Annotated in this window: 21 protein-coding genes; 7 read left to right on the top strand and 14 right to left on the bottom strand. The window is 68.8% G+C overall.

All coding sequences use genetic code 11. The features are described from left to right. Positions 1 to 12: 12 nt before the first annotated feature. On the bottom strand, positions 13 to 225 hold the full coding sequence (locus ACV22W_RS07710) for a DUF2909 domain-containing protein (RefSeq protein WP_059511443.1): 213 nt from the start codon (positions 223 to 225) through the stop codon (positions 13 to 15). Further along, positions 222 to 572 (bottom strand): hypothetical protein, encoded by a 351-nt coding sequence (locus tag ACV22W_RS07705; RefSeq protein WP_448018633.1) that lies wholly within the window; start codon positions 570 to 572, stop codon positions 222 to 224. Before ACV22W_RS07705 ends, ACV22W_RS07710 begins: the two co-directional genes overlap by 4 nt. Positions 573 to 855: 283 nt before the next feature. On the opposite strand from ACV22W_RS07705, the gene ACV22W_RS07700 reads away from it, so the two are divergent. Then, positions 856 to 1,029, top strand: a complete 174-nt coding sequence (locus ACV22W_RS07700) for a hypothetical protein (protein WP_448018632.1) — start codon at positions 856 to 858, stop codon at positions 1,027 to 1,029. Between the two features lie 29 nt (positions 1,030 to 1,058). Beyond that, complete coding sequence (locus ACV22W_RS07695) at positions 1,059 to 1,244, top strand: ribbon-helix-helix protein, CopG family (RefSeq protein WP_448018631.1); 186 nt, start codon at positions 1,059 to 1,061, stop codon at positions 1,242 to 1,244. A gap of 35 nt (positions 1,245 to 1,279) precedes the next feature. Here the strand turns inward: ACV22W_RS07695 and ACV22W_RS07690 are convergent, their stop codons facing one another. Then, entirely contained in the window at positions 1,280 to 2,116 is an 837-nt protein-coding gene (locus ACV22W_RS07690) for a spermidine synthase (RefSeq protein ID WP_448018630.1), read from the bottom strand. A 46-nt stretch (positions 2,117 to 2,162) separates the two neighbouring features. After that, the gene (locus tag ACV22W_RS07685) at positions 2,163 to 2,507 is read right to left on the bottom strand and encodes a zinc ribbon domain-containing protein YjdM (RefSeq protein WP_448018629.1); all 345 of its coding nucleotides are present in this window, start codon (positions 2,505 to 2,507) and stop codon (positions 2,163 to 2,165) included. Positions 2,508 to 2,874: 367 nt separating this feature from the next. On the opposite strand from ACV22W_RS07685, the gene ACV22W_RS07680 reads away from it, so the two are divergent. The 3 genes from ACV22W_RS07680 to ACV22W_RS07670 all read left to right on the top strand — a co-directional run bounded on the left by ACV22W_RS07680 (position 2,875) and on the right by ACV22W_RS07670 (position 4,177). Then, complete coding sequence (locus tag ACV22W_RS07680; RefSeq protein ID WP_448018628.1) at positions 2,875 to 3,138, top strand: HPr family phosphocarrier protein; 264 nt, start codon at positions 2,875 to 2,877, stop codon at positions 3,136 to 3,138. 65 nt (positions 3,139 to 3,203) lie between these two features. After that, a complete protein-coding gene (locus ACV22W_RS07675; RefSeq protein ID WP_059536799.1) occupies positions 3,204 to 3,425 on the top strand; it encodes a hypothetical protein in 222 nt (73 codons plus the stop codon). A 197-nt stretch (positions 3,426 to 3,622) separates the two neighbouring features. After that, on the top strand, positions 3,623 to 4,177 hold the full coding sequence (locus tag ACV22W_RS07670) for a GNAT family N-acetyltransferase (RefSeq protein ID WP_448018627.1): 555 nt from the start codon (positions 3,623 to 3,625) through the stop codon (positions 4,175 to 4,177). 33 nt (positions 4,178 to 4,210) lie between these two features. On the opposite strand, the gene ACV22W_RS07665 is transcribed toward ACV22W_RS07670, so the two are convergent. The 3 genes from ACV22W_RS07665 to ACV22W_RS07655 form a co-directional block, all read right to left on the bottom strand. Continuing rightward, complete coding sequence (locus ACV22W_RS07665; RefSeq protein ID WP_448018626.1) at positions 4,211 to 5,893, bottom strand: efflux transporter outer membrane subunit; 1,683 nt, start codon at positions 5,891 to 5,893, stop codon at positions 4,211 to 4,213. A 2-nt stretch (positions 5,894 to 5,895) separates the two neighbouring features. Continuing rightward, complete coding sequence (locus ACV22W_RS07660; RefSeq protein ID WP_448018625.1) at positions 5,896 to 7,485, bottom strand: DHA2 family efflux MFS transporter permease subunit; 1,590 nt, start codon at positions 7,483 to 7,485, stop codon at positions 5,896 to 5,898. A gap of 85 nt (positions 7,486 to 7,570) precedes the next feature. Then, entirely contained in the window at positions 7,571 to 8,965 is a 1,395-nt protein-coding gene (locus ACV22W_RS07655) for an HlyD family secretion protein (protein ID WP_448018624.1), read from the bottom strand. A 614-nt stretch (positions 8,966 to 9,579) separates the two neighbouring features. On the opposite strand from ACV22W_RS07655, the gene ACV22W_RS07650 reads away from it, so the two are divergent. Next, complete coding sequence (locus ACV22W_RS07650; RefSeq protein ID WP_448018623.1) at positions 9,580 to 10,488, top strand: manganese catalase family protein; 909 nt, start codon at positions 9,580 to 9,582, stop codon at positions 10,486 to 10,488. A gap of 133 nt (positions 10,489 to 10,621) precedes the next feature. Further along, positions 10,622 to 11,098, top strand: a complete 477-nt coding sequence (locus ACV22W_RS07645) for an NUDIX hydrolase (RefSeq protein ID WP_448018737.1) — start codon at positions 10,622 to 10,624, stop codon at positions 11,096 to 11,098. Here the strand turns inward: ACV22W_RS07645 and ACV22W_RS07640 are convergent. The 7 genes from ACV22W_RS07640 to ACV22W_RS07610 all read right to left on the bottom strand — a co-directional run bounded on the left by ACV22W_RS07640 (position 11,073) and on the right by ACV22W_RS07610 (position 17,441). Continuing rightward, complete coding sequence (locus tag ACV22W_RS07640; RefSeq protein WP_448018622.1) at positions 11,073 to 11,558, bottom strand: DUF1641 domain-containing protein; 486 nt, start codon at positions 11,556 to 11,558, stop codon at positions 11,073 to 11,075. The genes ACV22W_RS07645 and ACV22W_RS07640 overlap by 26 nt on opposite strands. A 122-nt stretch (positions 11,559 to 11,680) precedes the next feature. Continuing rightward, positions 11,681 to 12,163, bottom strand: coding sequence for a BON domain-containing protein (locus ACV22W_RS07635; protein WP_448018621.1), 483 nt, complete (start codon positions 12,161 to 12,163; stop codon positions 11,681 to 11,683). 505 nt (positions 12,164 to 12,668) lie between these two features. After that, positions 12,669 to 13,067: a CopM family metallochaperone gene (gene copM, locus ACV22W_RS07630; protein WP_448018620.1), complete on the bottom strand. Its 399-nt coding sequence runs from the start codon at positions 13,065 to 13,067 to the stop codon at positions 12,669 to 12,671. Between the two features lie 61 nt (positions 13,068 to 13,128). Continuing rightward, a complete protein-coding gene (locus tag ACV22W_RS07625; protein ID WP_448018619.1) occupies positions 13,129 to 14,799 on the bottom strand; it encodes a GMC family oxidoreductase in 1,671 nt (556 codons plus the stop codon). Further along, positions 14,789 to 15,448, bottom strand: coding sequence for a gluconate 2-dehydrogenase subunit 3 family protein (locus ACV22W_RS07620; protein WP_448018618.1), 660 nt, complete (start codon positions 15,446 to 15,448; stop codon positions 14,789 to 14,791). The genes ACV22W_RS07625 and ACV22W_RS07620 overlap by 11 nt, the downstream gene beginning before the upstream one ends. Next, a complete protein-coding gene (locus ACV22W_RS07615; protein ID WP_448018617.1) occupies positions 15,445 to 16,296 on the bottom strand; it encodes a hypothetical protein in 852 nt (283 codons plus the stop codon). The genes ACV22W_RS07620 and ACV22W_RS07615 overlap by 4 nt, the downstream gene beginning before the upstream one ends. A gap of 44 nt (positions 16,297 to 16,340) precedes the next feature. Then, entirely contained in the window at positions 16,341 to 17,441 is a 1,101-nt protein-coding gene (locus ACV22W_RS07610; RefSeq protein ID WP_448018616.1) for an enolase C-terminal domain-like protein, read from the bottom strand. Positions 17,442 to 17,506 lie beyond the last annotated feature (65 nt).

The raw sequence follows: 17,506 nt of genomic DNA, 5'->3' as shown, positions 1-17,506 counted from the left end.
GAATGCCGCGCGTCACCGTCCGATCGGCAGCCCCGTCGGCTCGATCCAACCAAGCCGATATGCGATCAGCAGCGACAGGAACAGCGTGATCGACAGCCCGACGCGCGCCGCGAGCGACCACGCCATCCGCTTGCTGCCGCCCCGGTCGTGATTCATGAAATACAGCGCGAAAACCAGGCTTCCGATAATCATCACGAAAGCCACCGAAACCAGCGCAATCTTCATTGTTGATGTTCCTCCAGGCCAGAATCGGCCTTCAGCAGTTCGGCCAGTCTTTGCCGTTCGGCATCGACGTCGGCAACGCCCGACGCCGGCCAGTCCAGCGCAACGCCATTACCCAGCGAATCGCGTACGAGCGTCTGGTAACGCCGGTCGCTGATCCGGCCCTGCTCCATCGCTTCCGATATCTCATGTCGAAACGGTAGCGGAAAGCTCGCGTATCCGCGCGACAGCGCCGCATATTGCCGAGCGTCGACCTCTTTCGACGACGGCACGACCGCCCACATCACGACGGCCACGATGGCTGCGAAAGGAATCGCCGTGTAGCGGAGAACGAACTTGATCGGGGTCATGAGGCGAATAGCGAAGTGGACTGTGCAGTAAAGGCGAAGTGACGACCGGGCAGCGCCGCAGTGACGGTGCACGCACGCCGCGTGGACGACGGAACCGCTCGGGCAAGCCGGCGCAGGCAGCCCCGGTCGATATTGTACTTAAAGCCTCATGCAACCAACAGATAATGATAATGTTGTTATCATGCCTGCCATATGATTCGAGCAATCCGAGGCTCGTGGGCGTGCGGCCCGCGCAGCCCCCTCGCACCCGCGACCGGCATCGTAACCGAGGGTTCACGCGACGGTGCTCGCGTCGATCTTCGTCGGCGCGATCGGCTTCGAGCATGACGGCTACGAGTCCACCACGCCGTCCGTCGCCTGCCCGCGAGACGACCTGCTCACATGGCTCGTGCGCCGGCGCACGACCCGGCATGACACAGCCGGACATGGCGCCGAAGGCGGATGGATTATAATTTGATTAACATATCGACCACCCCTGCCATCCCGATGGAAACGAAAACCGCCCGCCTGACCGTCCTGATCGATCCCGCCAAAAAAGAAGCGTTCGAAATGCTCTGCGCGGAGCAGGACCTCACGCCGTCGCAAGTCGTGCGTCAGTTGATCCGCGAGTATCTCGACAAACACGGCGTCACGTACAAGACCAAGAGCGCGCTCGGCAAGCGGTTGAAGTAAGGGACGAAGTTAGCGCGGTCGAACCCGCCGCGCCGTCAGGCGCAGATTTCCCACCGTGGATGTTCGCGCGCGCGCCAGACGAGCCGCGCGGGATCGATGCACTCCCCAGCCTTCATGCGCCGAGCGGTGGAAGACAGCTTGAGCGCCCCCGCCGAGCCGAATCCCAGCGCGCGTTCGAGCAGGATGCGCAGCGACGGTAGCGGATTGCCATTCTTCCACGCGAACGCGATGAAGTTGTTGTCGTCGCCGCACGGCACCAGCGTGCACGAATCGTCGAACACCGCGCGCAGTTGCTCCAGATGCCGCGGCAACGCCGGATCGTCGTCCATGAAGTTGATCGCGAGCACACCCGATTCGCTCAACCGCGCGCGGCACGCGTCGAGAAACGCGGTGCCCGTGCAGCGGCCCGGCATGCCATCGGCGACGAACGCGTCGTGCAGGATCACGTCCGCCTGGACGTCCGGCCTTTCGACGTAGTCGGCGCCGTCCGCGCAGATCACCACGAAGCGCGCGTCGTCTTGCGGAATCCTGAACACATCGCGCAGCGCGATCACGTCCGGGTTGATCTCGACCGCGTCGATCGCCGTGTCGGGCAGGTGCCGATAGCAGTACTTCGCCAGCGATCCGCCGCCGAGCCCGATCATGCAGATGCGCGCGGGCGTCGGCTGCAGCAGCAGGAAACCCATCATCACCCGCGTATAGCCGAGTTCGAGCCTGACCGGATCCTTCAGCGACATGAAGCTCTGCGTGCCGAAGTGGTCGAAGTGCAGCGACACCGCGTGCTTCGTCTCGAGCACGAACGGACGGCCGTCGTTCAACGGCGCCGCCAGGAACTGCAGGAACGCGTCATAGGAAATTCGATCCTCGCTCATGCTCGACAGGCCCGGTTGATCGGAGAGTCGCTCGTACCGCGTGCGGTCATACCTTCTTCAGGTAGCAGGCCTTCAGCATGAAGCCGCCCATGTCGGTCTTGCAATCGACTTCATGATCGCCGCCGACGAGACGGATGCTCTTCACCTTGGTGCCCATCTTCAGCGTGATCGACGAGCCCTTCACGCGCAAGTCCTTGATCAGCACGACCGAATCGCCGTCCGACAGCACATTGCCATTCGCGTCCTTGATGACGTCGCCCGCCGGTTCGTCGCCCGCTTCGGCGCCGGCGCCGGCCGACCATTCATGGCCGCAGTCCGCGCACACGGTCAGTGCGCCATCCGGGTAGGTGTTTTCCATCGCGCATTGCGGGCAGGCGGGGGCGGCGTTCATTGCAGCATCCATTCGGTGGGAGTTCAGGTCAATCGATAAAAAAATGCCGGGCACGCAAGCACGTGGCCGGACCGCGCGACATACGGCCACGTCGACAAATCGACCGGGCAGCACGTCGCGCACACTACATTATAATGCAATACACATAAACACGTTGCCGTATTATAATCGTCAACTTTCGATCATTCGCCGGACTTGATGGCGGTTTCACTGAGGATGTCGACATGTTCGAGATGAATGATGCACCGATGCCTGGTGTACAACACCCGGCGCCCCGTCGGGAAACCGCGCTCCGCGCGGTCCTGCCGTGCCGCCGGCCGGCCGTTGCACGCCGTTCCGGCGACTTTCCCCGAGGCTGATCCGCATCGTGGCAACCGTCGTCTACGTTGAGATCGGCCCCGCCTGGAATCGCGGCCGTGCGATCGCGTCGCGTGACGCGATCGTCGCGGCGGCACATCGCTTCGACAGCGACATCCTGCTGCTCGCCAACGGGCTCAGCGGCAGCGCGAAGGACGCGACGGCCATCGCGGCGCTACAGATGCATGGCGGCACGTCCGCGCAGGTGCTCGCCACCGGCCCCGACGAGGACGCCGCGCTCCAGGCGCTGCTGCCGTTGCTGCAGGCGGGATGACGCTGCATCGCCCGACCCCACGGCCTCGTGCCGTTCACCCTGAATCACCACTCTCCGAGGAAGCGATGAACGACAACGTCACGTCCAACACCCCCAACCTGTCGGCCTCCGCGATCTGGGCGCTCGAGCGCCTCGCCGATGTGCGCTACGGCCGCGATGCGCCGGCGCTCGGCTGGTCGGTCGAACAGGAACTCGTCGGCGCGGGCTTCGTCAGCCATGCCGCGAACGGCCGATCCGGTGCATCGATCACCGCGCACGGACGCAGCTTCCTGAAAAGCCGCAAGTAGAAACCGGCAGGCACGGGCGCGATGCCGCCACGCGGCCGCCGGCCCGTGCCGCGATCATCGGACGAAGGCAAGCCGGACGATGCGATCGCATCCCTCGCCTCATATGGGGATTTGCGCCCGCACCGCGGTTTCCGCGGTATCGTACGGGGCCCAAACGCGGTGCACCGCGCCGCCTTCCTTTCCTCATGGAACGCCCGATGACACTCAGCGCCGAGCCGCCCGTCACGTCCCCGCCGGTTCTCGACACCCCCCGCCTGATTCTCGAAGGCCACCCGCTCGGCGACTTCGACGCGCTCGCCGCGATGTGGACCGAGCCGACCGTCGTCGCACACATCTTCAACGGCAAGCCGTCGGCGCCGCGCGATTCGTGGATGCGACTGCTCGCGTATCGCGGGCTGTGGCCGCTGCTCGGCTACGGCTATTGGGCGATTCGCGAGAAGACGTCGGGCCGCTACGTCGGCGATCTCGGCTTCGCAGACTTTCACCGCGCGGTCGAGCCGTCGATTCGCGGCGTGCCGGAAGCCGGCTGGGCGCTCGCGAGCTGGGCGCACGGCAAGGGCTATGCGACCGAGGCGTTGTCGCATGCGCTCGGCTGGCTCGATGCGCAGCATCGGTTCGAGCGCAGCGTGTGCCTGATCGCGCCGACCAACGTCGCGTCGATCCGCGTCGCGCAGCGGGCCGGATATGCCGATCCGGTTCAGATTCGCTTCAACGACGCCGATTCGCTCCTGTTTTCGCGCGCATGCCGGTAAGCGCGACGTCGCACGCGGGCCGCTTCGTCACGGCTAAGGCGCGTGGCCCGTCTGCGCCGGTAGCGACGTCGCCCCGACCGTAGCCGTGCCCGGCGCCGGGCCGGTCGTGCGCCATCCGCCGCCCAGCGCCTTGTACAGCGCGACCAGATCGGTCGTCGTCTGCAACGCACCCTGCACCGCCTGCTGCCGCCCCTCCGACCATTGCCGCTCGGCATCGAGCACGTCGAGAAACGGCGACAATCCCTTCCGGTAACGATCGCGCGCGAGTTCCAGCGCGCTCCGCTCCGCCTTCACGGCATCGTCGAGCGCGGCTGCGCGCGTCTGGTCGGTGCGATACACGGCCAGCGCATTGTCGACGTCGCGCAGTGCGACGAGCACCGCCTGCCGGTACGCAAGCGCCGCTTCGGCCTGCCGCGCCTGCGACAGCCGCAGGTTCGACACGAGTTGCCCGCCTGAAAAAATCGGCAGCGACACGGCCGGCCCGAACGCATAAAACAGATGGGACCAGTGCGCGAGTTCGCGAACGTGCGACGCGCGCAGGCCGACCTGCCCCGTCAGGGAGATGTCCGGATAGAACTGCGCGACGGCGACGCCGACGTCGGCGGTCGCCGCGTGAAGGTCGGCCTCCGCGCGGCGGATGTCGGGCCGCCGGCGCGCAAGCGTCGACGGCAGTCCGACCGGCACGGCGGGCGGCACGCCCGGCAATGCGCGCGGCACGTCGAACCAGTCGTCGAGCGCACCTGGCGGCCCTCCGACCAGATACGCGAGACCATTGCGCAGCAGCGCGATCTGCTGGTCGAACTGCGGCAGTTGCGCGCGGATCTGTGCGAGCCGCGCGTCGGCGCTGCGTACGTCCAGATCGCTCGCAAGGCCGTGCGCGGCCTGCTCGCGCGTAAGGTCGAGCAGATCGCGCTGCGCGCGTTGGAGCTCGTCGGCCAGCGCGCGCTGCGCTTCGGCGCCGCGCAGTTGCAGATAGGTCTGCGCGACTTCGGCCTCGAGCGACAGCAGCGCGTCGTCGCGGCTCGCGACAGCAGCGCTTGCCTGCGCACCGGCCGATTCGACCGAGCGACGCACGCGCCCGAACAGGTCGAGTTCCCACGATGCGTCGAATCCGGCCTGCCACAGGTTGACCGGCGCCTCGAGGCCATCGATCGCGCCCCGCGCGCCCTGCTGCACGCGCGCGCCGGTGCCCGGGCCGTACCGGTCGAGCGGCGAACCCGGCGCGCCAAGGCGATCGACGCGCTGGTCGATGCCCTGTTCCTCGATGATGCCCTTCAGGCCCAACTGCTCGCGCTGGTAGCTCGCGCTCGCACGCACGTTGGGCAAGCCCTGCGCAGCCGCCGCGCGCACCTGCGCCCGTGCCTGCGCGATGCGCAGCACGGCGGCCTGCACGCCGAGGTTGTCCTGCGCGGCGCGCTCGACGAGCCGGTCGAGCAGCGGGTCGCCGAACGCACGCCACCAGCGTGGGTCGGGATCGGCGCTGGTCACCGGCGACGACGGCGTGGATGCGCCGGGCGTCGAAGCCGCCGATGCGCCCGAAGCGGCCGATACCGGTACCTGCAGGTCGTGCCAGTTCGCCGGCACCTCCGCATGCGGCGGCTTGAAGTCCGGCCCGACGGTGCAGCCCGCGAGTGCCGCGCAGGCTGCGAGCATCGCCGCGATACCGCGCGCTTGCGGCGAATGTCGGCGGCGACCGCTCTTTCGATGATTCGTCATCCTCAATGCCCTCCCGCGCCGCGTGCAGCCTTCACCGGCGAGAACAGGAACGTCAGCGGAATGCTGAACGCACAGAACACCGCGAGGATCGCGAACACGTCGATATACGCGAGGATCGTCGCCTGCGAGATGAACGTCTCGTACAACCGGCCGGTGGCGGTCTGGAGCGCAGCCGGCGACGATGCGCCCGACAGCGCGCGGATCGTGCGTGCATGCTCTTGCAGCGCCTCCTGAAAGTTCTGCGACAGCGGCGACATGTGCGTGGACAGGTGCGCCAAGCGCGCCTGCGTGCGCTCCCGGATCAGCGCTGTCGACACCGAGATGCCGATCGAGCCCGCGACGTTGCGGAACATCGTGAACAGCGCCGACGCGTCGTCGTTGAGCCGCTGCGGCACGGTCAGATACGCGAGCGTCGTGATCGGTACGAACATGAAGCCGATCGCGAGCGACTGCGCGCAGCGGATCATCACCAGGTGCTTGTAGTCGATGTTCGGCACCAGCGTCCGCGAATAGATCAGCGCGCCCGACAGCAGCACGAAACCGAAGCCGACCAGATAGCGCGTCTGCACGTGCGGCATCAGGCGGCTCACGATCGGAATTTCCATCGTGATCAGCAGCGCGCCGGGCGAGAGCACGAGGCCCGCGAGCGTCGCCGTATAGCCGAGGTGCTGCTGCGCGAGCTGCGGCACGATCACCGCGCTGCCGTACAGCACGGCCGCGAACGTCGCGATCGTCACGCAGCCGAGTGCGAAATTGCGGTCGCGCAGGCACGACAGATCGACCACCGGTTTCCTTGCGCGCAGCAGCCACATCGTCGCGCCGATCAACCCGAGTGCGGACAGCGCCGCGAAGATGCGGATGAAGTTCGAGCCGAACCAGTCGTCGTCTTCGCCACGGTCGAGCATGACCTGCAGGCAGCCGAGCCCGATCGCGATCAGCCCGATGCCGATGTAGTCGACGGAAATGCCGCGCTCGGCACCACGACGCCACGGCGGATCCTCGACGAGCTGCATCACCGCGAGCACGGTCAACGCGCCGATCGGCACGTTGAGCAGGAACACCCAACGCCATGAGAAATGATCGGTGATCCAGCCGCCGAGTGTCGGCCCGAGCACCGGCGCGACGACGATCGCGATCGCCGAGATCGAGAACGCGCGGTTGCGCTGTTCGGGAGGAAACGTGTCGAGGATGATCGATTGCTGGTTCGGCTGCAGCCCGCCGCCGAACAGCCCCTGCAGCACGCGGAACACGATCAGTTCGCCGAGATTGGTCGCGACGCCGCACAGGAACGAGCATACGGTGAATGCGGCGATACACAGCACGAAGTAGCGCTTGCGGCCGAGCAGCCGCCCGAAGAACCCCGAAATCGGCAGCACGATGCCGTTCGCGACGAGATACGACGTGAGCGTCCAGGTCGCCTCGTCGTAGCTCGCGGACATCGTGCCGGCGATATGCGGCAGCGCGACGTTCACGATCGTCGTGTCGAGCACTTCCATGAACGCGGCGAGCGTGACGACGATCGCGACGACCCACGGGTTCGCGGCCGGCCGCCATGCACCGGACGATACCGGTCGGTCCGGCGGCCGGTTCATCGGCCGGCCCCGCGTGACGAGACGAGCGTATGGATGTCGTGCATCGGATCGCTCCGGTGATGGCGGGCCATCGCGCGGCGGCCGGTCATTTAAGGTGCACGGTCGGTTCGGCCGACAAGCCGAGACCGAGCGGCGGATTGCGCGGCGGCGGACCGTCGAGGACGATCTTCACGGGCACGCGCTGCACGATCTTCACGAAGTTGCCGGTCGCATTCTCGGCCGGGAATGCGGAGAAATGCGCGCCGCTGCCGAGCTGGATGCTGTCGACGTGGCCGTGCAGATCGAGATCGGGATACGCGTCGACCGACACGTCGACGCGATCGCCGATACGCATCCGCTCCAGTTGCGACTCCTTGAAGTTCGCGGTGATCCAGATACGCGGCGTGACGATCGAAAAGATCGACGTACCCGCCTGCAGGTATGAGCCCAGTTGCACGTTCCTGCGCGTGACCCAGCCGTCGGACGATGCTCGCAGTTCGCAGTACGACAGATTCAGGTCGGCCGTGTCGAGTTGCGCACGCGCCTGGAGCACCTGCTGGCGGCGCTCCTCGACGGCCGTTTCGGCTTGCCGGATCTGTTGCGGCACGAGGCTCGCGGTACGCGCCTGCGCCTGGGCCATCGCGACGTTCGCATCGGCGCTCGCACGCTGCGCGTCGGCCGCGTCGATCGCCTGCTGCGACGTCGCACGCGCATCGACCGCGCGTTGCCGTTCCTGCGCGGCGAGCGCCTGACGGTACGCGGCTTCCGCCGATTCGATCTGTGCGCGGGCCTGCCGGTACTGCGCCGGAAACTGGACATGCGCGATGTCGAGCTGCACGCGCGATGCATCGAGCTGGGCCTGCGCCAGTCCGAGCTGCGCGCGCGCCGCGTCGACCTGTGCGCGATAGTCGCGCGGATCGATCTCGACGAGCACGTCGCCGCGATGCACGTACGTGTTGTCGTCGACCGCGAGCCGCGTCACGTAACCGGAGACGTGGGGCGCTATGGCCACCGCATTGCCGTCGGTGTACGCATCGTCGGTGCTTACCTGGTCGCGCGTCGCGAGCCACCAGACGATCCCCGCGATCACCAGCACGAACAGCACCGCGCCGAGGATGATCAGCGGCTTCCTGCCGGGCCGCTTGCGCGCGCCTTCGCCATTGTCGCCATCGCCGCCGGTGCGGCCGCCGCGATCGTCGCGCGGATGACCGTCGCCTCCGCCGCCGCCCGGTGCATCGGTGTTTCGCTCGTCATGGCGACGTTGCCCGACGCTGCCGCCGTTGCCTGCGTCGGCGTTGCCGTCGCCCGCGCGGTAGACGGTCGGGCGCGCAAACGCGGTCGATGCGCCGGACATGGCCCGTGCCGCGTCCGGTGCTGGACACAGTGTCGAAAAACGTACCGGCCCCGTCCGACTGCCGTATCGTCCCGCCATGAACGTGCGCCGGAACGCGACGCGCAATCGCTCATGGACGGGCATCGGGAACAGGGTCGCATCGGGCATGAAATATCGCTCCGGGCAGCGTCCGCGTGCGGTATTGCACGCGCCGGCCTCAAGCGCGCAGGCAAGCAAGCGGCGCGCCCGGCGCTCACGCAGCTTGCCGGATGCAGCCGGCACGAGCGATGCGTGGCAATCGCAATCCGATCACCATGACAGGCAACCCGATGAAACGATCGTCTTCGCTCGACACCGATTCGCAAGGACAGGACCGCGGCGACAGCACGCCTGGCCCGGAAGGCAAGCGACGCGGCACGGACACGGCGCCGCCACGCAGCGCGCGCGATCCCGCAGAAGGCAAGCCGCAAGCGCCCGATGAGCGCCGGCCAGCGCCGTTGCCCGACGCGTCAGCGCGCCGCGACACGCGCTAGCCGGGCATCGTCCATGCCGTCCGGCCGCGCAGAAATGACAACGCGTTGAAAAATCGCGGGCGCACGCGTCGCGCCCGACATGACCCGACATGACCAATGCACGGCAGCAATGTCGCCATGCGCCCGCGAGCATCGGGCCTCTCTCCCCGAAGCGTGCGGAACGCGGCCTCGCTTCGCCGCACCACCGCGGGCGCGCCTCGTGCTCGGCCTCCGTCGCAGGTGTCGTTCATTTCTCAACACGGAGGTTTCATGTTCATCCACAACGCACGGCTTCAGTACACGGTGCGCGTCGGTGCGCCGAATCCGGGGCTCGCCAACCTGCTGCTGGAACAGTTCGGCGGCCCCCAGGGCGAACTCGCCGCCGCGATGCGCTATTTCACGCAGGCGATCACCGAAGAGGATCCCGGCCGCACGGACATGCTGCTCGACATCGCGACCGAGGAACTGAGCCATCTCGAAGTCATCGGCTCGATGGCCGCGATGCTGAACCGGGGCGCGAAGGGCGAGCTCGCCGAAGCCGTCGACGAACAGGTCGAGCTCTACCGCAAGCTGCACGGCGCGGGTAACGACAGTCACGTGACGCAGGTGCTGTACGGCTCAGGCGCGCCGCTGACCAATTCGGGCGGCGTGCCGTGGTCGGCCGCGTACATCGACACGATCGGCGAACCGACGGCCGACCTGCGCTCGAACATCGCGGCCGAAGCGCGCGCGAAGATCATCTACGAGCGGCTCATCAACGTGACGGACGATCCGGGCATCCGCGACGCACTGGGTTTCCTGATGACGCGCGAGGTCTCGCACCAGGTGTCGTTCGAGAAGGCGCTGTACGCGATCACCGGCAATTTCCCGCCGGGCAAGCTTCCGCCGAAGCCCCCGTTCGACCGCGTGTACTTCCGGATGCAGGATGGCGAGCCGGTGCCGGGCCCGTGGAATCGCGGCGACTCGCTCGCGGTTCGGCGCGGCGAGCCGGCCGTCGACGGCGGCGACGGCGCCGCGAAGGGTGCAGTGGAGCCGCAGCAGTCGCAGGCGCTCGAAGCGATGGCGCGGCGACTCGCGTCCGACCCGCGCTGCGATCCGGTGACGGGAGCCGAGCTTGGCGCAGGCGCGCCGCGCGACAGCCCGGCGCCGCCGGGCAACGTCCCACCGGCCAAACGCTGAGCGGCACCGGCGTATTCGCAGCGTGCGCATCGGGTCGCCTGCGTCGCATCCGCGAAGATACGGCGATGCGGCGCGGGCACGCCCGTTGCTCGATGGGGTCATGGACCGCACCCTTACTCGTCACTCGCTGGACATGACACTTCCCGATCCGGCCGACTTCCCGGTGCGCGCGGTGCCGCTCGCGCCGCTTGCGAAGGAGCGCGCGACGATCGTGTGCCATCGCAATGATCGGGTATTGCTGGTCGCGCGCCGCTCGTCGTCGCGCTGGACGCTGCCGGGCGGCGTGATCCGGCGCGGCGAATCGGCGCTCGACGCCGCGCGTCGCGAATTACAGGAGGAAACGGGACTCGCCGATCTCGAGCTCGCGTATTTCTTCTTCGTGGACGGCAGCGTGAAGCGTCATCACGTCTTCGCCGCGCGCATGCCGCCCGGTCGCCATGCGTACCCCGGCCACGAGATCGCGCTATGCCGCTGGGTCGGCTTCGACGCGGTCGCGCGCTGGCCGGCGAGCACGCCGACGCAGCGCATCGTGCATCAGCTCTCGGCGCTTTGCGGGCAGCCCGGCCGGCCCACGCTCGCCACGGTCACGCGCCGGTCGGCCGCTCGCTGACCGACGGGCTCGCCGGATTGTGCGGCGCGCGCGCGAGCCCTTGGGCGAACACCTTCAACGCTTCGAGCAGCGGCGTCAGCGCATCCCACAGCGCTTCGTCGTGCAGCAGCCGGTACGCGCCGCGCACGCCGGGCGCGACGTGCTCGTGCTCGTCCGGCTTCCACGCGCCGACGTGATGCAGTGCATCGGCGGCCGCGAACACGGCCCTGCCGAACTGCTCCGGCGGGATGCGCGACAGCGCCATCAGCAGCGCGGCGAGATTCTGCACGCCACTTTGCATGCCGGGCTTGTCGAACGCGTCGACGAACGTCTCGGCCATCTGCGCATTCGCGCTGACGACTTCGTTCGCGAAACGCAGGAAGCCATGGCGGTGGAGGCTGCCCAGCAGGCTTTCGAGCGCGTGGTGCGCATCGGGCTCCGGTGGCGGAGGCGTCGTGGCGGAAATCGGGCGATCGGACATCAGCTGTTCTCCGGATGAGGCGCGGCGTGGCCGACGTGGAGACAGCCGCGCGCGCGCCGAATTCGTGTCGTGCGTCGTTTACCGCGTTTGCCGGGCCCGTCGGCGCGCGGCCGATGGCGGCGTCAGTGCATCTGGCCGCCGGGCGGCACCTTGTATTCACTGCGCGCGCCCATCGCGTCCTCGACGGTGTGCACGCCGCGCAGCGCGGCCACACCGTCGACGACAGCATGCCGTTCCGCTTCGTCCACCTGCCCGCTCAGGCGCACATGCCCGTGCTCGACGGTCACGTCGACGTCGCGCGGATGCCCGACCAGATGGCCCAGCGCGGCACGCACGCGTTCGGTGACCTGAGCGTCGTTCGCGTCGCCCGCGAGCCAGTCGGCACGCAGTCCCGCGATCGCGCCGCGCCCATGGTCGGCCGCGCGCTTGGCCTGCGCATTCGCGTAGTCGACCACGCCGTGCCGGCTTGCGGCGGCCTTGTCCCGCACGTACGCGCGGCGCCGCCGGCCGGATGCCGGATCGAGGAAGTACATCGCCGCCGCGCCGCACGCAACGGCCACCGCGAGATTCAACAACGGATTGATCGAGCGAGTTCTGGAAGTCATGAGAGCACCATAGTCGATACCCGGAACCGCCGGGCTTCGTCGCCCCCGCAGCATGTGCCGTTCCTCGCGGTGCCGGCGCCGCCGCGGCGCTGCGCACCCGCCCGTGCGACATCCGGAGCGCTTGACCCACGCTGCAACCGTGCGATCGAAATGACAAGTGCTTGAAAATTCCGCGTTCGCTGAACGCCGTCGGCAACCGGAACGCCGAGCGTGAAAGCTGGTGGGCATCGTTGACGGGGCGGGAATGACGCGGTACGGGATCCGGCCGCCCGCTGCAAGCGCAGTCAATGCATGAGCGTCGGGCGACACGGCGCCGTTGCGTCGCGCGCGCATCCGTGTCGTGGGCGGGAATGCGATTGACCGTTAGTTGCGATCTAGAGATCGCACATCCGGGTCTCGCCCGCCCGATTGCGGCGCCCATCGTCGGTCATGCCCGCGCCTTGGCGCGCACGTGCTGCGTCGCCGCTCAACTGCCGATATCGGTGGCCCTGATGATGGCCCGCACTCACGGCTTCGCGCCATGTTCCTTCTGCCAGCGCTCCATCAACGCGATCTCGTCGCGCTGCGCGGCGACGATGCGCGTCGCGAGTTGCCGCAGCGTGGGGTCCTTGCCGTACTTCAGCTCGACCTGCGCCATGTCGATCGCTCCCTGGTGATGCGGCGCCATATGCGACACGAAATCGCGATCGGCGTCGCCGGTGTATCGCGCGCCCTCCATCGCATCCATCATCTTGCTATCCGCGCGCTTGTACGCCTGTGTCGACGTGTCGGGCACGTGCGCGGTGTCGGGCGGGCGCAGTTGGCCCCAGGCCGGCGATACGGCTGCGGCCGCGGAGACGGCCAGCAGCACGCACGCGGCGCAGTGCCGGGTCGCGCGGGCCGGGCGGCGAATGAAAACGTCCATGTCGTGACTCCTGGATGATTGAACGGCAGGTGCATGGCGGGAAACCGTATGGCGGAAGGCCCTACCGCCACCGTGCGCGCGCATGCGCGTCGCCGCGCGCGACGAGCGCGCGGATGCGATCGGCCGTGCGGCAGGCGATCGCCTGGATCGTCAGCGACGGATTCACGCCGCCGACGGTCGGAAACACCGAACCGTCGCAGACCCACAGGTTCGGGATGTCCCAGCTGCGGCAGTCGGCATCGACGACGCTCGTCGCCGGGTCGTCGCCCATCCGCGCGGTGCCCGCGAGATGACAGGTATCGTCCTGCTCGTGCCAGATGTCGCGCGCACCGGCGGCTTCCAGCGAACGTCCCATCTGCGCGAATGCGTGACGCATCATCCGGCGGTCGTTGTCGTCGTACGAATAGGTGACACGCGCGATCGGCAGCCCGAACGCGTCGCGCTCGTCGGCGAGCGTCACGCGGTTGTCGGCGCGCGGCAGCGTCTCGCCGACGATCTTCAGTCCGGCCTGGAAGTTGTAGCGCGCCATTTCGCGCTTCAGCGCGTCACCCCACAACCCGCGCCCGGCGAGCTTGCGCGCCCATTCGATCGGCAGCGGCCCCTGGCTCATCCAGCAGTAGCCGCCGAAGAAATCCTTGCCTTCGTCCGCGTAGTTCCAGTGCTCGGTGATCGACAGCGACGGCGGCCCCTTGTACCAGCGCACCTCGTCGTCCATCGTTCCCCACGATGCCTGGTTCAGTTGCGCCATCATGTAGCGGCCCACGAGGCCCGAGCTGTTCGCGAGCCCTTGCGGATGGCGTCCGGTCGCCGACAGCAGCAGCAACCGCGGCGTCTCGATCGCGTAACCCGCGACCACGACGTTGCGCGCGCGCTGGAAATGCGTGCGCCCGTCGCGCCGGTAGTGCACGCCCGTCACGCGGTCGCCTTGCGCCTCGATCCGCAATGCCATCGCGAGATCGCGCACTTCGGCGCCGGCCGCGACCGCGCGCGGAATCCACGTGACGAGCGCGCTCTGCTTCGCGTTCGTCGCGCAACCGGTAATGCAGAAGCCGCGATACACGCACGGATGTGCGCGGCCGCGCGGCGCGGACAGCGTCGCGAGCGGCGTCGGCGTCCAGTCGATGCCGAGTGCCTCCGCGCCGCGCGCGAGCACGAGCGCGGCCGCGTTGAGTTCGTGCGCACGATACGGATAGCGCGGGCGCGGCGGGCCCCACGGGTAGCGCACCGGCCCGCTGATCTTCAGCGCCTGCTCGACCTCGCGGTAGTAGCGCCACATCTCGCGCCAGTCGAGCGGCCAGTCGACGCCGTAGCCCAGCGCCGTGCGCGAGCGGAACCACTCGGGCCGAAAGCGCAACGACACCATCGCGAAGTGGACGGTGCTGCCGCCCACCGCGCGGCCGCTGTTGTTGGTGCCGAGCGTCAGCGGATCGGCGCCGTCGCAGATCCGCTCGTCGGTCCAGAACAGCTTGTGCTGGTGCGACTCGTCCGATGCGAATTCCTCGAGCGGCCGCCACCATGCGCCCGCATCGAGCGCGACGACCGAAAAGCCGTGTTCGGCGAGCCGGCACGCGAGCGTGCCGCCGCCGGCCCCAGTGCCGACGATCACGAAATCAACCGGCTCGTCGTCGCGGAACATCCGCATCGGCGACCAGCCGCCGACACGCAGCGGATCGGGTGCGCGACCGTCGCGGCCGCGCGGCTCGCTGGCGGACAGCGGATCGTCAGCGGCCATCCCGATCGCCCTCCCCGTCCACGCGCGCTTCCCACGGGTCGCGCCGGTTGAAATCCATCCGCACGTAGCCGCGCGGGCTCGCCGGCCCGCCGAAGCCGATCTCGTTCCATGCGAACGGGTGGCTGTAGTACGCGCCGCAGAGGTCCATCAGCACGCGCTTCGCGAAAAACGTGCGTGGATCCATCCCGGCCCACGCCGATTCGACCTGCCGGTCGATCATGCCGTGCTGGATCGCACGCAGCAGCGCATCGGCCGCGTTCCCGTCGAGCGACGCGAACGGGCGATCGTGCGCATGGCGCGCCATCGCGTCGAGCGCGGCGAGCCCCGTATGCCACGCGGCACGCAGCGGCGGCAGACGCGCATCGCGATAGCCGTCGCCTTCGTCGGCCGCGAGCCGTGCATCGATCAGCGCGGCGGTCGGCACCGTGCAGGCGCCGCCTTGCTGCTGCGGCACGATGCGCGCGCACAGCGCGTCGAGCGTCGCGAACCGCGTGGCATCGAGATGGCGCGGCGCGGTCGCGGCGACGCGCAGCCGTGCGTCGATCGCGCGGCGCGTCGCGTCGTTCCACGATGGCGTGTCGCGCTTGGCCATCACGTCGTATCCGGAATAGCGCGGCAGCGCGACGGCCTTGTCGTTCGCCGGTTTCATCGCGCCTCCCGTTCGGCGAGCGCCGTCGCGGCGAGACCGGCGATCGCGAGCGCGGTGAAGCTCGGCGGCGCCGGCAGCGGCGGCCCCGACAGCAGGTTCTGCGACCAGTTGCGCCAGCCGCCCATCTGGCGTGAGATGCCGCGCGCATGAAACGCGACGCCGACGAAGCCGAGCACGGCCGTCGCGCGCATCGACCAGCGGCAGAAACGCCGGTCGCCGATCGGCGGCGACAGTGCGAGGTGCGCGGCCGTCAGCGCGGCCACGGGCGGCACGACGAGCGGCATGAACATCGCGCGATGCTGGAACGCGCCGCGAAAATGCAGCAACCCGACTTCGCCGAGCGTGCCGACGAGCCCCGCGGCGACCAGGCCGGCCAGTGCACGGCCGGCCGGCAACCCGGCGAGGCGCGGGGCGTCGGCCGGGCACGCGCGCAGCCGTTCCCCGGCCGCGCCGAGCATGCCCGACAGCAGCAGTGCGAACGGAGCGCCGAGCGGCGCACCGTAGAACAGGTTGTGCCAGCTGAACCCGCCCGGCCGCTTCGTCACGTTGTACGCATGGAACGCCGCCCCGGCGATGCCCACGGCGGCCGACGCCACGTGCACCGCGTCGCGCAGCCGGTGGCGTTCGGGCGTGTCGTCGGCGTGGCCGTGCACGCTCGCGAGCACCGACAACGTCGACGCCACCAGCGGCGCGATCATCGCGCGGTTGTGGATCGTGCCGCGATAGTGCTCGACGCCACTGTCGGCGAGCACCGAGCCGGCGAGCAGCAGCGCGCTGCGGTTCAGCAGCCGCGCGGCATCGGCCAGCAACGTGTCGTGTTCGGCCGCGCGCAGTCGGGCGTGTCGCATCGGTCCTCCTTGTTCGTGATGGTTGTCCCGAGCTTCGGATTCGTTCAGATCGCGAAATCCGCCACGTCGGCCGCACGCAATTCGAGGCCGAGCCCGGGACGCCCGGCGTCGATCTCCAGCGCGCCATCGACGAGCGTCGGCGCACCGTCGAACATCATCCGTTCGATCCGCACGTGATCGTGGAACCACTCGACATGACGCATGCGCGGCGCGACGCAGCCGACGTGCCGGTGCAGCGCCGGCGCGCAGTGGGCGGACAGGTCGACGTGATGCGCATCGGCCAGCGCGGCCGCCGCGAGAAAACCGCTGACGCCGCCGCAGCGCGTCGCGTCGGCCTGCAGCACGTCGACTGCGCGGCCTTCGAGCAGGCGCCGGAAATCGTCGGGCGTGTACGCATACTCGCCGGCCGCGACATCGACCCGCGCGCCGACGTGCTCGCGCACGAATCGCAGGCCGTCCACGTCGTCGCTGCTGACCGGCTCCTCGAACCAGCGTATTGCGCAATCGGCCACCGATTCCGCGAACGCGAGCGCGGTGCGCGCCGCATACGCGCCATTCGCATCGACGAACAGGTCGACGTCGGCGCCGAGCGCATCGCGCGCCGCTCGCACACGCGACGGATCGCGCGCGTCCTGCATGCCGATCTTGATCTTGCACGCGCGGATGCGTTCACCGCGCCAGCCGTCGAGCTGCGCGGCGAGCGTCGCGTCGTCGTAGGTCGTGAAGCCGCCGCTGCCGTACACGGGCACGCGGTCGCGCAGGCGGCCGAGCAGGAGCGCGAGCGGCACGCCGGCGAGCTTCGCCTTTGCGTCCCACAGCGCGATGTCGAGCGCGGATATCGCGGTCGCCGCGACGCCGGCCCGCCCGACGTTGCGCACCGCGCGCCACAACGCGTCGACGGCAGCCGGGATGTCGACGAGCGGCCGGTTTCGCAACACGTTCGCCAGCAGCGACATCGCGAGCGGCGCCGCGCTCGCGTCGGTGTACGTATAGCCGAGCCCCGTCACGGGCCCCGCGTCGATCTCGACGACGACGATCGTCGTCCCGTGCCATGCATGGGTGCCGTCGGCCTCGGGCCGGTCGGTCGGTATCCGGTACGCGCGGGCGCGCACGCCGTCGATCGTCGGTACCGCGGAAAGTGCCATCGTTGCGCTCCGGATTGCCTGGCCTTTTGCCTGCAGCGCCTGCGTGCAACGCCCGTGCCCGATGC

The organism is Burkholderia sp. AW49-1, assembly GCF_053427845.1.
Note: the sequence above shows the minus strand (reverse complement) of the source record. Positions and strands in the feature narration are given on the sequence as shown.

Bases quoted from the DNA above. Each gene is read 5' to 3' on its own strand.
- ACV22W_RS07690 (WP_448018630.1), bottom strand. From the start codon at position 2,116: ATGAGCGAGGATCGAATTTCCTATGACGCGTTCCTGCAGTTCCTGGCG.
- ACV22W_RS07625 (WP_448018619.1), bottom strand. From the start codon at position 14,799: ATGGCCGCTGACGATCCGCTGTCCGCCAGCGAGCCGCGCGGCCGCGAC.
- ACV22W_RS07675 (WP_059536799.1), top strand. From the start codon at position 3,204: ATGAACGACAACGTCACGTCCAACACCCCCAACCTGTCGGCCTCCGCG.
- copM (WP_448018620.1), bottom strand. From the start codon at position 13,067: ATGGACGTTTTCATTCGCCGCCCGGCCCGCGCGACCCGGCACTGCGCC.
- ACV22W_RS07620 (WP_448018618.1), bottom strand. From the start codon at position 15,448: ATGAAACCGGCGAACGACAAGGCCGTCGCGCTGCCGCGCTATTCCGGA.
- ACV22W_RS07645 (WP_448018737.1), top strand. From the start codon at position 10,622: ATGACACTTCCCGATCCGGCCGACTTCCCGGTGCGCGCGGTGCCGCTC.
- ACV22W_RS07610 (WP_448018616.1), bottom strand. From the start codon at position 17,441: ATGGCACTTTCCGCGGTACCGACGATCGACGGCGTGCGCGCCCGCGCG.
- ACV22W_RS07670 (WP_448018627.1), top strand. From the start codon at position 3,623: ATGACACTCAGCGCCGAGCCGCCCGTCACGTCCCCGCCGGTTCTCGAC.
- ACV22W_RS07655 (WP_448018624.1), bottom strand. From the start codon at position 8,965: ATGCCCGATGCGACCCTGTTCCCGATGCCCGTCCATGAGCGATTGCGC.
- ACV22W_RS07635 (WP_448018621.1), bottom strand. From the start codon at position 12,163: ATGACTTCCAGAACTCGCTCGATCAATCCGTTGTTGAATCTCGCGGTG.
- ACV22W_RS07650 (WP_448018623.1), top strand. From the start codon at position 9,580: ATGTTCATCCACAACGCACGGCTTCAGTACACGGTGCGCGTCGGTGCG.
- ACV22W_RS07695 (WP_448018631.1), top strand. From the start codon at position 1,059: ATGGAAACGAAAACCGCCCGCCTGACCGTCCTGATCGATCCCGCCAAA.
- ACV22W_RS07710 (WP_059511443.1), bottom strand. From the start codon at position 225: ATGAAGATTGCGCTGGTTTCGGTGGCTTTCGTGATGATTATCGGAAGC.
- ACV22W_RS07615 (WP_448018617.1), bottom strand. From the start codon at position 16,296: ATGCGACACGCCCGACTGCGCGCGGCCGAACACGACACGTTGCTGGCC.
- ACV22W_RS07665 (WP_448018626.1), bottom strand. From the start codon at position 5,893: ATGACGAATCATCGAAAGAGCGGTCGCCGCCGACATTCGCCGCAAGCG.
- ACV22W_RS07685 (WP_448018629.1), bottom strand. From the start codon at position 2,507: ATGAACGCCGCCCCCGCCTGCCCGCAATGCGCGATGGAAAACACCTAC.
- ACV22W_RS07640 (WP_448018622.1), bottom strand. From the start codon at position 11,558: ATGTCCGATCGCCCGATTTCCGCCACGACGCCTCCGCCACCGGAGCCC.
- ACV22W_RS07705 (WP_448018633.1), bottom strand. From the start codon at position 572: ATGACCCCGATCAAGTTCGTTCTCCGCTACACGGCGATTCCTTTCGCA.
- ACV22W_RS07660 (WP_448018625.1), bottom strand. From the start codon at position 7,485: ATGAACCGGCCGCCGGACCGACCGGTATCGTCCGGTGCATGGCGGCCG.